Raw genomic sequence first — 14,036 nt, 5'->3', positions numbered from 1 at the left:
GAAACTTGAAATCAGTTGTCACTTTTTAATTTGCTCACAGCTACTTCGATTGCTTTGTTTAACTGCACGTCATTTTTATCATCACGAATGTGCGTCAAAATTTCTTCTTGCAGTCGACTCGCAACATCTTTATTCAGCTCTCCATTGACAGTCAAGTCATGTGCTTGTTGAAAAGTTTCCACTGCCTTCACCGTCTTTTTGTCAAAATACCCATCCGTACGTCCCGTCTCAAAACCGAGTGCAGTTAAAATCTTTTGTGCATGCGCAGTTTGTTCCGAAACCGTATCATACGTTAGTGGTTCTTCAATAGACAACGCTGCTGCATAAAAATAATCGGGATGGTCTTGGGCAATCGTAGGTTCCACACCTTCATGATCAATGACATTGCCACCAGCTGTCAGCCAACGGGATGTCGTAATTTTTAACATGCTACCATCATTCATTTCTATAGGTGCTTGCACCGTTCCTTTTCCGAACGTTGTGTTACCAACGAGTTCATAACCACCGGATTCTTTTAACGCTGCCGCCAAAATTTCCGAAGCAGACGCACTACTTTCATCAATTAAACCGACAATCGGGTAAGGCTTTGTCTCTTTTAATGTCGATGTTTTCACATCCACGTTGCCCGACTTTTTTTCCACTTGCACAATCGGTTCGCCACCTGGGATCAATAAATTGCCGATTTTCTCTGTCTCATGTAAATAACCACCCGGATTGCCGCGGACATCAATAATGAGTCCATCTAATCCTTTTTCCTCTAGTTCACTTAATGCTTCAGCGAACTGTGACGCGACATTCTCAGAAAAAGACGTAATCTGTAGGCGGGCAATTGTTTTCCCATCCCGTTCAAATGATTGTACACGTACAGACTCGATTTTTATTGTATCGCGGGTAATCTCAACTTGAAAAGGGTCACTCGTACCACTCCGCTGAATCGTCAACGTCACCGATGTACCACCTTCTCCGCGGATTTTCGATACCGCCTCGTGCACAGACCAACCTTCAATTGACTCACCGTCAATTTCAACAATCCGATCATTCGCTCGTAATCCTGCTTTTTCCGCAGGTGAGTCACGAAGCGGGCTCGTAATCGTTACGCCCCCGTCTATCAAACCGATTTCAGCACCTATTCCTTCAAAAGAGGATTCTAATGATTGGCGAAATTGTTTAGACGTCTCGCTGTCCATGTAATCAGAAAAAGGGTCTTCTAATGTGGAAACCATTCCTTCAATGGCTCCCTCAATAAGTTGATCACGCGAGACATCATCGACGTAATGTTGTTCAATGGTGTCGAGGGCCTTCGCCAACTTCCCACTAACTTCTTGATCATTCTTTTCTTGTTTCGCAAAGTTTTGCGAGAAAAAGAACGTGCCTATACCTATCATGAGCACAGCTGCAGCTATACATAGCAAAATTCTTCTTAATTTCAATCTTCATCACTCCCATTTGCACGTCTCAAAGATTCCTTCTTTTCATTTTAGTTGGTTATGGGGGTTGTGTCCAACATTAGTTAAAAAGCGCCCCTAGGGGCGCTTTTTAACTAATGTTCTTTACAAATATTTCATCGGATTCACAGCACTCGCCCCAAATCTAAACGGCCCTTCATGAATTTCAAAGTGCAAATGCTGCCCCGTGGAATCACCTGTGCTACCCATCAAACCAATTGTTTGTCCTTGGCTGACACTTTCTCCAGCAGCCACATATCTCTCTTTGAGATGGGCATACAATGTGGTCATTTGTTTCCCATTGACGTTATGCGTAATCGTAATCCAGTTTCCATAGTCATGTCGATAACCAGAATTGGACACCGTGCCACTTTGTGAAGCAATAATTGGGATATGTCCACGACTTGAAAAATCAACGCCATTATGCGGACGACCATTTCTCATCCCAAAGCCAGAGTAAACCCCTACACCAGGTGCTGGATGAATAAATCCAGCTGAAGACGCTGCTGGTGCTGACGAGCCACCACTGTTCCCTCCGCTGCTCGAAGAAGAGCTGCTAGATACAGCGTTTGAAGATGATTTGCTTTTACCATTACTACGGTTCGCCGAAGACTGACCACTTCCACCATTAGACGCAGCCTCTTCTTGTTTATTTAACTCTGCTTGCAATGCTGCCTCTTGGTTTTTCAAGATCTCTTCTTCTGATATAATCTCGCCAAGTTCATTTTCTAATTGTTGCTTCTTTTGGTCGAGATCGCCACGTAGCTTGTCCATTTCTTCACGCTTGGAAACCAATTCTTGTTTCAATGACTCTAGTTCTTGCTTTTGGGCTTCCACTGCCGCTTTCTTCTCTTCTACAGCTGCCTTCATTTCTTGTAATTTTTGCTCGTCAGCAATGTGTTCATCAAGCATATCACGGTCATGTTCTGCAATGGTTGTCATTGTTGTCGCTTTAGAAACGAAATCACCAAAGTTCTGTGAGCCTAGCAATACTTCTAAATAACTTGCATCGCCACCAGATTGGTACGATTCTACTGCACGCTGCTCAATGAGTGCTTTGCGCTCTTCAATCCGCTCTTCAAGAATTTTAATCTCTTCTTGTAGCTCAAGAATTTCATCTTCTAATTTCTTTAACTGCTCTTCTGCTTCAGCTAATTTCTTTTCCGTCTCAGCTTCTTTACTACGGATAGAATCAATCTTTCCTTGAATTTCTTTTAACTCACCATCAAGTTTTGTAATCTCTGACTGCTTCTCTGATACTTTTGTTTCCACCTCTTGTTGCTTGCCTTTTAGATCACTGATTTGGGCATTCACACCGCTATTCGCTACCGCTGGTTGCACCCCACTTGAAATTAAACTACCGGCTACCGTTAATACAACTGCTGCTTTCATCATACGTTTTTTCATCATCTTGATCTCCCTTCGTTATCCCACTTAGATTTTCAAGAATTTCCGTACTGACATCGTACTACCCCAGATACCTACTAACAATCCTACAACCAGTAACAACAAGGAAATTTGCACAATTAACTGTCCCGGTGACAGTAAGGAATACAGTGCGTCACTTGGTGGCGATAGACGCGCATAAGCGTATGTATAGCCAAATCCCATCAATGTGATCGGGATCACGCTCCCTATTACACCAAGCAATGCACCTTCCACGAAAAATGGCCCACGAACAAATCCATTTGTTGCTCCTACTAGTTTCATAATTTGAATCTCTTTTGAGCGTGCCAAGATTGTAAGCTTAATAGTGTTGGCAATTAAAAATATCGCTGTAAATAACAATCCAATTACAACAGCTAACCCAGCAATTCTTGCAAAATTGGTTACCTTGAATAGAGAATCTATATAGGCTTTGCCATACGTCACTTCCTTGATGTGTGCATTTTGACGAATCTCAAGCGCTACTTTTTCCGTAAGCTGTGGAGATGTCGCTGTCACTTCAAGTGCATGTGGCAAAGGGTTCTCGCCTTTGAAACTTTTATATACTTCACCATTCTCTCCTGAAGAGGCAATAAATCTCTCCAGTCCTTCTTCTTTATCAATAAAACGGACGGATTCTACATCATCTAGCGCTTCTACTTCGGCAATGACTTCTTTCACTTTCTCATCGTCTGTACCTGTCTGATAAAAAGCACGGATTTCCACACTATTTTCAACCGTATGGGCAATGTGATTGCCATTTAAAAACATGACAAGGAAAAAGCCCACAATGACGAGCATGACTGTCACAGCACTGACAGAAGCAAACGTCATCCAGCCATTACGTACAAGGTTTTTTGTACCTTCGCGCATATGACGCTTCAACGTTCTAATATTCATATGCGTAATTCCCCCTTGCCTCGTCCCGCAAAATACGACCATCTTCAATGGCAATGACGCGTCTTTTTCTTGTGTTCACAATTTCTTTATTATGTGTCGCCATGATGACTGTTGTACCAAGCTGATGAATGTTGTCAAGTACATCCATAATTGTCCATGCCGTGTCGGGGTCTAAATTTCCTGTTGGCTCATCCGCAATGAGCACTTCTGGTTTGTTCGCCACGGCGCGAGCGATGGCGACCCGTTGCTGCTCCCCTCCAGAAAGTTCGCTCGGTAAAAATTTCGCTTTATGCTCCAATTTAACAAGACCTAACACTTCAGTGACACGTTTCTCTATGTTTTCTGGTGTTTCCTCTATTACTTCTAACGCAAACGCCACATTTTCAAAGACTGTTAGCTGTTGTAACAACTTGAAGTCTTGGAAGACGACACCAATTTTGCGGCGTAAATGTGGGATGTGCTTGTCAGGTAACGTAGATACATCGGTATCCCCTATAAAAACAGCACCTTTTGTCGGACGTTCTTCTCTATACATTAAGCGAATAAACGTTGACTTTCCTGCACCGCTGGGACCGACTATGTAAACAAATTCTCCTCTAGTGACTTCCACTGTTACCCCACTAAGTGCTTTGACATTATGAGGGTATACTTTCCAAACATCTTCGAGCCTGATCATGATCACACAACCTTTTTTTCTTGTTTGTTGCAATAACATTGTTTTATTTTGTTTATCACACGGGGGCATATTACGCGTCACTTCATCATACGACGTGATCGCCTCATTACCCCTCTTCTGCGACAGGCTTCGTGCTGATTATACCATTAGAATCTTACATATAACATTACAGTTCTATTTCAGTTCTTTTCAAGGTTTGTTTCAAGCTGTCGGATGTGCTGAAAAGACGCAAAAAAAGAGCGAACTTATTGTTCACTCAACCACGTCGCCAGCACCGTTAAAATGTCAGCATCTACTTGTTGCGGCGGCATAAACCCTTTTCCCTTTGAAATAATCTGTTCAATTTCAGATACCGACAAAGATTGTGACGTCAACGCCGGTCCTGATGCGCCTTGCAATGCGTCGCCATGACAAGCAATACACCCTTCTTGCTCATAGTACGCATAACCTTCACTTTGTTCAAAGGACGTGTTTCCTGTCGACACATCTTCTTTTTCAACACCGTCCTCTTTACCCCCACAAGCAACGAGCACGCCCACCATACATAGCGCGATATAGACACGCCACACGTCAATCACCTATCCCTTCTTAAATCCTTCACCTAACACTTCAGAAGCAGTAGAAAGCACGACAAACGCCTTTGGATCCGTTTGGCGCACTGTTTGTTTCAAGCGAGCAACTTCATTTTGGTTCACCACACACATGAGTACTGCACGGGCTTCGTTCGTATAACCACCATAGCCAACAAGCTTCGTTACACCGCGGTCAACCGAACGATAAAGTGCTGCCTGCACCTGTTCTTCCTCATTTGAAACGATATAAGCCACTTTTGCGTAACCAATGCCCATCTGTACAAAGTCAATCGTCTTACTAATTGCGACAAGTGCAATCAATGCATACAGCGCAAGTTCAATACTAAAAACAAATGCAGAGGTAACAACGACAAATCCATCAATTAAACCGACACACATGCCAACGGATAACCCGGTGAAACGCTGCACAATTTGTGCAATCAAATCTGTACCCCCTGTACTTGCATTTGCCAAAAAGACGATGCCTAAACCGAGTCCCACACCAATACCGCCAAACAACGCACCGAGCAACGGGTCACTTACTGCAACCGACCAATCTCGTGTTAACAATACAACGAGCGGAATAAACAATGTACCAACTAACGTTTTCAACCCGTAACGAAACCCACCAAGTAAAAGTAAACCCGAAATAAAAATAGGGATGTTTAACGCCCATAATGTATACGCTGGTTCAAACCCAAAGGCATAGTTTGCAATTGTACCGACGCCACTTACACCACCTGGTGCAATTTGGTTCGGCAATAAAAATAAATTAAACGCAAGCGCCACAATGGCTGAACCGAGTAACACACGGCTATAATCAAAAATGACTTGTGTCACCGCATTTGGCGGCGCTGATCGACGATTTCGCACGATATCTTTCTCCTTTTTACTCTTATGTTAAAATTTTCATGTTGAAACGTAAAAAAATGGACGTGCTGCCTCTAACGTACAAGAGGCAACTAGCAACGTCCACTCCCCATCAATCATCCCGATAGTGCCTGTCTTAAGTATGCATCTATAAAGCCATGAATATCGCCGTCCATGACAGCATTCGTATTCCCAATTTCATAATTTGTGCGGTGATCTTTCACCATTGAATATGGATGAAACACATAGGAGCGAATTTGACTGCCCCATCCAATATCTTTTTGTTCCCCTCGGATTTCTGCAAGCTCTCGCTCTTGTTCCTCAATTTGTAGTTGGTGTAACTTTGCTTTCATCATTTTCATTGCATGTTCCCGATTTTTAATTTGAGATCTCTCGCTTTGACACGTCACAACTGTATTGGTTGGCAAGTGTGTAATACGCACCGCTGAATCGGTCGTGTTAATATGTTGACCACCGGCACCACTGGCACGATACGTATCAATTTTTAAGTCTTCCGTATTCATCTCAACATCGACTGCGTCGTCAAGCTCTGGCATCACTTCACATGAGACAAACGATGTATGTCTACGTCCCGATGAATCAAACGGGGAAATGCGGACGAGTCGGTGCACCCCTTTTTCAGCTTTTAAATAGCCATATGCATGAAGCCCTTTGATCGACAATGTCACACTTTTTACGCCAGCTTCTTCACCAGGTAGGTAATCTAATGTTGCGACAGAAAAGCCATTTTTCTCGGCCCATCGTGTATACATTCGAAGTAACATCGCAGCCCAGTCTTGTGATTCAGTCCCTCCAGCTCCTGGATGCAACTCCAAAATGGCATTGCTGCGATCGTAAGGACCATTCAATAACATTTGTAGCTCAAACTGGTTAATTGACTCTTTTAACGTTCCCAATCCAGCTGATAGCTCTTCTGCAAGCTCAGAATCCTCCTCCTCGCGCAACAGTGCAAAGCTAACCTCCAAATCTTCATACGCGGTCACCATCTCGGCAAACGTTCGCACCTGATCTTTTAAAGCATTCGCTTCATTAATAACCACCTGAGCTGCTTGTTGGTCATCCCAAAAATTTTCTTCAGTCATTTTCTGCTCTAACTCAGCAATGCGCTCTTCTTTTTCTTCGACGTCAAAGAGACCCCCTAAAATCAGTTAGTCGCTTCTCAATTACTGTCAATTCTTGCTTTATTTCTACTAAATCCATGACAATCACCCCACGCTTGCAGGAAAACTTAATTTTTCCCGCAGCAATTTTTATATTTTTTTCCGCTTCCACATACACAAGCATCATTTCGTCCTGCAACTTCACTTTTACGGATCGGCTTTCGTTTCGGCTTTTGATCTGCCTCTGTCGTTGTAGACTGCTGCATCGCTTTTCCTTCTGCTACTTCTTGACGTTCGAGATTTTGCTGTACTTGTGCTTTCATGACATACATGGAAACTTCTTCTTCAATTTCTGCAATCATCGCTTCAAACATGCTAAATCCTTCAAAACGATACTCACGCAATGGGTCGTTTTGACCGTACGCACGTAAGTGAATCCCTTGTCGCAACTGATCCATTTGGTCAATGTGGTTCATCCACTTACGATCGACTGTCCGCAGCAAAATGACTTTTTCAAACTCACGCATATGCGCCGGTGACACGTCTGCTTCTTTCTGTTCATACGCTTGTTTCACTTGCTCATAAACAAATGCTATCATTTCTTCTTGGTCTTTTCCTTTGAGTTGTTGTTCCGTCATCGCATTCTCACTTAATAATTGCCCGTTCATATACGAAACAATCGCTGCAAGATCCCATTCTTCTTCCAGTTCTGCTTCAGGCGTATGTGTGGTCACAACACGTTCGACAACTGCCTTTTGCATCGTTAAAATGACTTCACGTAAATTATCAGACTCAATGACTTCCATCCGTTGTTTATAAATGATTTCGCGCTGCTCACGCATAACATCATCATATTGCAAAATTTGTTTACGCGCATCATAGTTATTGCCTTCAACACGTTTCTGCGCTGTCTCAACAGCTCTTGAAACAAGCTTCGATTCAATTGGCTGGTCTTCTTCCATACCAAGTCGATCCATCATTGTTTTCATATTATCCGAACCGAAGCGCCGCATTAATTCATCTTCCATTGACAAATAAAATTGGGAAGAACCTTCATCGCCTTGACGTCCTGACCGACCTCGCAACTGATTATCAATCCGGCGACTCTCATGCCGTTCTGTCCCAAGAACATGTAAGCCACCAAGCGCTTTCACACCATCACCGAGCTTAATGTCTGTTCCTCGACCAGCCATATTTGTGGCAATCGTCACTGCGCCTTTTTGACCCGCATTTTCAATGATCTCCGCTTCACGCTCATGGTTCTTCGCATTTAACACATGATGCGGAATCCGCTTTTTATGCAACATTTTCGCGACAAGCTCTGAGGTATCCACATTAACCGTTCCAACGAGTACAGGTCGTCCACTTTTATGAAGCGCCTCTATCTCGGCGACGACAGCTTCAAATTTCGCTTGCATCGACTTATAAATCAAATCTGGTTTGTCAATCCGCGCAATCGGTTTATTCGTTGGGACAACCATCACGTCCATCCCATAAATATTGCGAAACTCTTCCTCCTCTGTCTTCGCCGTACCAGTCATTCCTGCCAAGTTTGCATACAAACGGAAATAGTTTTGGAACGTCACCGATGCGAGCGTCATGCTCTCACGCTGTACTTGTAAACCTTCTTTCGCCTCTAACGCTTGATGCAAGCCATCACTATAGCGTCGCCCTTTCATTAATCGTCCTGTGAATTGGTCAACAATGACCACTTCACCTTCATCGACAACATAGTCGGCATCACGGGCCATCGCTACATGCGCCTTTAATGATTGTCCAATATGATGATTCAATTGTACGTGCTTTTGATCATATAAGTTATCAATTTGGAACGCGCGCTCTGCCTTGTTAACCCCTTCATCGGTTAGCTGTACATTTTTCGTCTTCACGTCATACGTGTAATCCACATCTTTTTTCAATGCCCGAACGAATGTATCCGCTTGACCGTATAATTTCGTTTTTCGTTCAACGGAACCCGAAATAATAAGTGGCGTCCGCGCTTCATCAATTAAAATCGAGTCCACTTCATCAATTAAAGCAAAATAGAGCGGACGTTGAACCATTTCCTCTTTATACAACACCATATTATCACGCAAATAATCAAACCCTAATTCATTGTTTGTACTGTACGTGACATCAGCTTGGTACGCTGCTTGCTTTTCTTCTCTTGACAAACCGCTCTCATTTAAACCTACTGTCAAACCAAGAAACTGAAAAATTCGACCGTAATTTTCAAGGTCACGGCGCGCCAAATAATCATTGACCGTTACAATGTGTACCCCTTTCCCCGCAAGCGCTTGTACATACATTGCGATCGTTCCAACAAGTGTCTTCCCTTCACCTGTTTTCATTTCCGCAATATTGCCTTGATGAAGTGCCAATGCACCGAGTAATTGTACGCGATATGGATATTCGTTGAGCACCCGACCGGCTGCTTCACGCACAACCGCAAGTGCTGGCACAACGATGTCGTCTAATGTACTTCCTTCTTTTAATTCCGCTTTGAACTGTTCCGTTTTTTGACGTAACTGTGTGTCGGATAATTGTTTTGTCTCATCGGCTAACGCTTCAATTTTGTCTACAACCTTCTCATTTTTCTTCAACTGCTTTTGCGCAGGATCTCCTACGACTTTTTTCAGTAACCCAAGCATCAACATCTTTCCCTTCTTGACAGTAGCATAAACAACACTCGCTCATCGCCATGTTTCTCTCTTTATCATACCAGTTTACACTGTCACTTACAATTTAGACAAGTGGTAACAAATAAAGAGGCGCACGATTATCCGTACGCCTTGTTATATTCTAGAAACGTCTTTCCTAATTGAAAATACTATACCGCTTCAATTAAACCGTATTTTCCATCCTTGCGCCGATATACCACATTTGTCCGCCCGCTATCTGCATCCGCATAGACAAAGAAATTATGACCCAGCATATCCATCTGCAAAATGGCTTCTTCTGCATCCATTGGCTTCAAACTAAATCGCTTTGTCCGCACGACCTCTGGTTCCTCTAATGCACCTTCATCATCTATGATCTGTTCTTGTTGTAACGGCTCTAGCTCATTGACAAACATATATTTCAAACTACCTTCTTGACGGAACTTGCGGTTTACCTTCGTTTTATACTTACGGATTTGTCGCTCTAACTTCTCTACAACTAAATCGATTGCTGCATACATATCTGAGTGTGTCTCTTCTGCTCGTAAAAGCAATTTAGACATTGGAATCGTCACCTCTACACTTGCCTCGTTGTTACCTAAGAGCTGCAATTTCACATGAACATCAGCAACAGGCATCGTCGCAAAATAGCGGCTAAGCTTACTCACCTTCTTTTCGACATATGCACGAATCGGAGCTGTTACCTCAATGTTCTCTCCACGAATGTTAAAATTCATGTCAACTCTCCCCTTTCTTTCTTACACATACTATTTCGCCAAACCCCATATGTATTCCTACCAGAAAACAAACGTAAATGTGTACAAAATATGACAAAAGCCCACCTCGATGTGAAGTGGGCTGTTCATTAGCTATCATTCATATCCGTACAGGAATGTGAATTAAAGCTTCATTACGTTTGCAGCTTGCGGTCCACGCGCGCCTTCAACGATTTCAAATTCTACATCTTGACCTTCATCAAGTGTTTTAAAGCCTTCAGAGTTGATCGCTGAGAAATGTACGAATACATCGTCGCCATCTTCGCGCTCGATAAAACCGAAACCTTTTTCTGCATTAAACCATTTTACTTTTCCTTGCATGCTTCACATTCCCTTCGTTACTGAAAATTTCATTGTGGTGCTTTACCACATCTTCAACTATATCAGTGAAGTGGAGTAAAGTCAAACCATTTATTTTAAATCTACATCATAAATCCATGTCTAATTCTAGCGATCTGTGATACTTTTTCTTTGCTCAATGTATCAAAGTACTGATTTATCAAGCTTTTTTCTCAATCATACTTCGAAAATATTGACGAAAGATTGGTGCAATATTTTTCTCTTTTTCTCTCCAACGATCACTAGTACATTTTCCCTATTCCATCGATCCACAATTTTTGTTACAATAGATGTCAAATGTAATATGATTGTAATATTTTTTGTATGTTATTTCTCCAGAAGGGGGATTCACCTTTGTTTTCGCATTTACGTACCTATAGCCTTTTATTACTTTTCCTGTTAAGTGGTTGCTCTTTTTCAATGAAAGAGACACCGAACATACAGACATATACAGATAATGAACACTTGGATGTGGACACATTGCTCCAACAATCCATCGAAACACACAATCATCAAAAAGTGTTTGGTTTTAAAAGCAAACAAATTGATACCCTGTCGCACCTCCTCCAAACAGATACTTACTCGACAGTAAACACTACTGTTACAGAAGGGACATCCCAATATGTATCAAATCAAGGTGCGTGGTATAGTGAATTCAAGCACATAAAAGACTGGGATCCATCTGTTTCTGACAGCCAAAGTGAAGATTTCTCCATCTGGAAGACTGACACATCTGCATTTGTATTAAATAACGGAGATTGGTCAGAGGAATCACCTCGTCTATCGACCTTTCAAGACACATCCATCATCCATTTTGCACCAGTTGATCACCTTGAAGTGTTCAAAACGTTTATCGATCATGTTATTTTTGAGCAACAAGAAGATATGTATGTGCTATCCGTAAAGGCAGATGAGACGCAACAACAGGCAGTTGCGGACACCTTCATTTTACCAGACGATATGGCGAATCAACAATCGGACAGAGAAAAAGAAGCATCGTACCAGTTTAGTCAGCTACATTACATGTTATTTATTAATGAATCATCACTGCTCGTCGAACAAGTTTACATCTTTTGTGAACTTACAGCGCCGACAACAAAGGGCATCGAAACCATCAGCAAAGAATATACGCTTCTTAAGCTAGATACGCCCCCACAATTAGACACACGCTCCCCGTAATTACGCATGACTCAGGAACGCGCGATTGTCAAAGATGACACGGATTGTGCGCCATACTTGATCAGAACGCGCGCCGCTTGTCTCACCGTTGTTCCAGTTGTATAAATATCATCCATAATGACAACACTTTTTCCTGAGAAATAAGCAGGCTCAACATCTGATGCAAGTTTAAAAGGATTTTCTTTTATGAGCGCGATCCGCTGCCGGCGCGTTTTTTTACTTTGTTTTCCTGAGTCGTTTGTTGCCCGCTGTAACCAAGTGACACGACCTGCCCAATTTCTAGCAAGCAATGTAGCCTGGTTAAATCCCCTCTCCTTGAGTCTTTCTGGAGAAAGCGGGATCGCTACAGGTATACAGTGAGCAAATGTTTTACGGTATGCCCGCCGCATAACCGCTACAAAACATTCATGTAAAGCAACATCTCCTCGATACTTGTAATCTGCTAATATCCCCTTTAAGAAATCATTATAATAAAACAACGAATAATTGCGTTCCAACACATCGCCTTCAAGCATTTTTGACCAGCGCACACAATCATAGCAAATCTCTTGCTTCTCATGAACAACCTTACTCCCACAACGCTGGCATCCGCTCCCCTCTATCGCTTCTAATTTTTCGTAACATTGCTCACACATCTTCTCTTCTCCTGGATCCATGAGCATTCGAAACGACATCGCTGTCCGAAATGAAACATGACAAATGATACACCGCCTCACACTCATTCCTCCTCGTTCATCGATACAATGTGCGCAATCGCTTTCTTCATTGCTTTTGTCTTACCGTGATGAAAGAATACAATGTCCCCTGTTGGTTCAGCCTGATTCCGCCCCACTCGACCGCTTATTTGTACAAGTGCTGCTTCAGTGAAAATATGATCCTCCGCGCCTAGTACAGCGACTTGCAAGCCTTTGATTGTAATTCCTCTCTCTAAAATTGTTGTCGTCACAATGCAATCAACTTCACCACGTCGATACAATGCTACATCTGTATGTCTCGCCCGCGACTGAGCATGAACAGCAACGTGTGCCATGTCAGCACGTTTTAAACAGATCGACAGTTGTTGTAAAGTATGGACGGAAGGAACGAAAATCATTTTTGGCTTGGTCCGGTGTGACATCATCCACGCGCGCACTTTCTTCGGCAACTTCCCTTGTTGCAAATCCTTTCGCCAATGTCCACACCATTGCAGAGAAGGGAGAGGTAAATCATGGCCATGGAACCTTCTCGAAATTTTTGTTTGATGAAAGCGATACTGTTTCTGAATTTGCCTAGAAGGTGTCGCACTAAGCAATATGAATGCGCTTACATTTTTACGCGCACGCTCAACCACGCGCTGCAAACGCTCATCGTAAGCGTAAGGAAATGCGTCCACCTCATCAACAATCACCACATCAAATGCATGTTGATAACGCATCAGTTGGTGCGTTGTCGCAAGTACAAGTTGTGCGTGTAACGGTTGTTTCCGGCTACCTGCATACCATACACTTTGAGATACTTTCGGGAACGCCTCACATAAACGCGGTGCTAACTCTTTTATTACATCTATTCTTGGTGCGACAATCGCAACACGATAACCAAGTGCAAAACTACGCGCTAACGCAGGATACAATACTTCTGTCTTCCCCGCGCCACATACTGCCCAAAGTAGATGTACATGCGCTTGTTCTACCGCGCGTACCAATGCCTTTGCAGCTTGAGCTTGTGCAGACGTGAGCGTCCCACGCCACGCACACGCCGAAAATAGCGGACGGTAAGAGAACAATGCCCCTACCCACGTATATAAAAGCGTACACGATGACGCTTTTCCGAGCCGAATACAATAGCGACAATATGTGCATGGCTGTTTACAACGCGCACATTCATGTGTATAAAAAAGGGCCTGCTCATCATTGCCACACCGACGACAATGCCAGTGGCCAAATTCGATTTGCAACGCTGGTTGGTGATTGACATGAAGAGAACGATGCAGCACTTCTTTCGGGAATGGCACTTCTGTTTCTAACAATTGTCGACCCGCTAAACATTGACGGATCGCCTGATCAGTCATAACGCCACCCCCACGTTTCAAAAAAT

The 14,036-nt window shown here is 43.0% G+C and carries 13 protein-coding genes; 1 reads left to right on the top strand and 12 read right to left on the bottom strand.

Going from position 1 to position 14,036, the window contains the following annotated elements; translation table 11 throughout:
• Positions 1-11: 11 nt before the first annotated feature.
• The 10 genes from NSQ26_RS13650 to NSQ26_RS13605 all read right to left on the bottom strand — a co-directional run bounded on the left by NSQ26_RS13650 (position 12) and on the right by NSQ26_RS13605 (position 10,766).
• Positions 12-1,430 carry a S41 family peptidase gene (locus tag NSQ26_RS13650; RefSeq protein WP_499718561.1) on the bottom strand — a complete coding sequence of 473 codons (1,419 nt, stop codon included), beginning with the start codon at positions 1,428-1,430 and terminating at the stop codon, positions 12-14.
• Between the two features lie 120 nt (positions 1,431-1,550).
• Positions 1,551-2,852: a murein hydrolase activator EnvC family protein gene (locus NSQ26_RS13645; RefSeq protein WP_499718560.1), complete on the bottom strand. Its 1,302-nt coding sequence runs from the start codon at positions 2,850-2,852 to the stop codon at positions 1,551-1,553.
• Positions 2,853-2,879: 27 nt separating this feature from the next.
• Positions 2,880-3,770: a permease-like cell division protein FtsX gene (ftsX, locus tag NSQ26_RS13640; RefSeq protein WP_090774812.1), complete on the bottom strand. Its 891-nt coding sequence runs from the start codon at positions 3,768-3,770 to the stop codon at positions 2,880-2,882.
• Positions 3,760-4,446: a cell division ATP-binding protein FtsE gene (gene ftsE, locus NSQ26_RS13635; RefSeq protein WP_499718559.1), complete on the bottom strand. Its 687-nt coding sequence runs from the start codon at positions 4,444-4,446 to the stop codon at positions 3,760-3,762. The genes ftsX and ftsE overlap by 11 nt, the downstream gene beginning before the upstream one ends.
• A 245-nt stretch (positions 4,447-4,691) precedes the next feature.
• Positions 4,692-5,024: a c-type cytochrome gene (locus tag NSQ26_RS13630; protein ID WP_499718558.1), complete on the bottom strand. Its 333-nt coding sequence runs from the start codon at positions 5,022-5,024 to the stop codon at positions 4,692-4,694.
• Positions 5,025-5,891, bottom strand: coding sequence for a YitT family protein (locus NSQ26_RS13625; protein ID WP_499718557.1), 867 nt, complete (start codon positions 5,889-5,891; stop codon positions 5,025-5,027).
• A 113-nt stretch (positions 5,892-6,004) separates the two neighbouring features.
• Positions 6,005-7,109 (bottom strand): peptide chain release factor 2 gene (gene prfB, locus NSQ26_RS13620; protein WP_141769832.1). Its coding sequence is split into 2 segments (ribosomal slippage): positions 6,005-7,036 and positions 7,038-7,109, totalling 1,104 coding nucleotides; the frame shifts between segments, so codons are not numbered across the junction.
• Between the two features lie 28 nt (positions 7,110-7,137).
• A complete protein-coding gene (secA, locus tag NSQ26_RS13615) occupies positions 7,138-9,660 on the bottom strand; it encodes a preprotein translocase subunit SecA (protein WP_499720079.1) in 2,523 nt (840 codons plus the stop codon).
• Between the two features lie 179 nt (positions 9,661-9,839).
• Positions 9,840-10,406 carry a ribosome hibernation-promoting factor, HPF/YfiA family gene (gene hpf / locus NSQ26_RS13610; RefSeq protein ID WP_090774809.1) on the bottom strand — a complete coding sequence of 189 codons (567 nt, stop codon included), beginning with the start codon at positions 10,404-10,406 and terminating at the stop codon, positions 9,840-9,842.
• Between the two features lie 162 nt (positions 10,407-10,568).
• Positions 10,569-10,766: a cold shock domain-containing protein gene (locus NSQ26_RS13605; RefSeq protein WP_090774808.1), complete on the bottom strand. Its 198-nt coding sequence runs from the start codon at positions 10,764-10,766 to the stop codon at positions 10,569-10,571.
• Between the two features lie 372 nt (positions 10,767-11,138).
• Here NSQ26_RS13605 and NSQ26_RS13600 point away from each other — a divergent pair, with 372 nt between their 5' ends.
• Positions 11,139-11,963: a DUF6612 family protein gene (locus NSQ26_RS13600; RefSeq protein WP_499718556.1), complete on the top strand. Its 825-nt coding sequence runs from the start codon at positions 11,139-11,141 to the stop codon at positions 11,961-11,963.
• An 11-nt stretch (positions 11,964-11,974) separates the two neighbouring features.
• On the opposite strand, the gene NSQ26_RS13595 is transcribed toward NSQ26_RS13600, so the two are convergent.
• Both NSQ26_RS13595 and NSQ26_RS13590 read right to left on the bottom strand, forming a co-directional pair.
• Positions 11,975-12,679 carry a ComFC family protein gene (locus NSQ26_RS13595; RefSeq protein ID WP_499718555.1) on the bottom strand — a complete coding sequence of 235 codons (705 nt, stop codon included), beginning with the start codon at positions 12,677-12,679 and terminating at the stop codon, positions 11,975-11,977.
• Between the two features lie 2 nt (positions 12,680-12,681).
• Positions 12,682-14,010 (bottom strand): ATP-dependent helicase ComFA, encoded by a 1,329-nt coding sequence (locus NSQ26_RS13590; RefSeq protein WP_499718554.1) that lies wholly within the window; start codon positions 14,008-14,010, stop codon positions 12,682-12,684.
• Positions 14,011-14,036: the final 26 nt, after the last annotated feature.

Source organism: Bacillus sp. FSL W7-1360 (assembly GCF_038592975.1).
GTDB classification, from domain to species: domain Bacteria; phylum Bacillota; class Bacilli; order Bacillales; family Bacillaceae_D; genus Shouchella; species Shouchella lonarensis.
Note: the sequence above shows the minus strand (reverse complement) of the source record. Positions and strands in the feature narration are given on the sequence as shown.

Excerpts from the sequence above, each read along its gene's own strand:
- NSQ26_RS13605 (WP_090774808.1), bottom strand. The coding sequence starts at position 10,766 with ATGCAAGGAAAAGTAAAATGGTTTAATGCAGAAAAAGGTTTCGGTTTT.
- NSQ26_RS13590 (WP_499718554.1), bottom strand. The coding sequence starts at position 14,010 with ATGACTGATCAGGCGATCCGTCAATGTTTAGCGGGTCGACAATTGTTA.
- NSQ26_RS13645 (WP_499718560.1), bottom strand. The coding sequence starts at position 2,852 with ATGAAAAAACGTATGATGAAAGCAGCAGTTGTATTAACGGTAGCCGGT.
- hpf (WP_090774809.1), bottom strand. The coding sequence starts at position 10,406 with ATGAATTTTAACATTCGTGGAGAGAACATTGAGGTAACAGCTCCGATT.
- secA (WP_499720079.1), bottom strand. The coding sequence starts at position 9,660 with ATGCTTGGGTTACTGAAAAAAGTCGTAGGAGATCCTGCGCAAAAGCAG.
- ftsE (WP_499718559.1), bottom strand. The coding sequence starts at position 4,446 with ATGATCAGGCTCGAAGATGTTTGGAAAGTATACCCTCATAATGTCAAA.
- ftsX (WP_090774812.1), bottom strand. The coding sequence starts at position 3,770 with ATGAATATTAGAACGTTGAAGCGTCATATGCGCGAAGGTACAAAAAAC.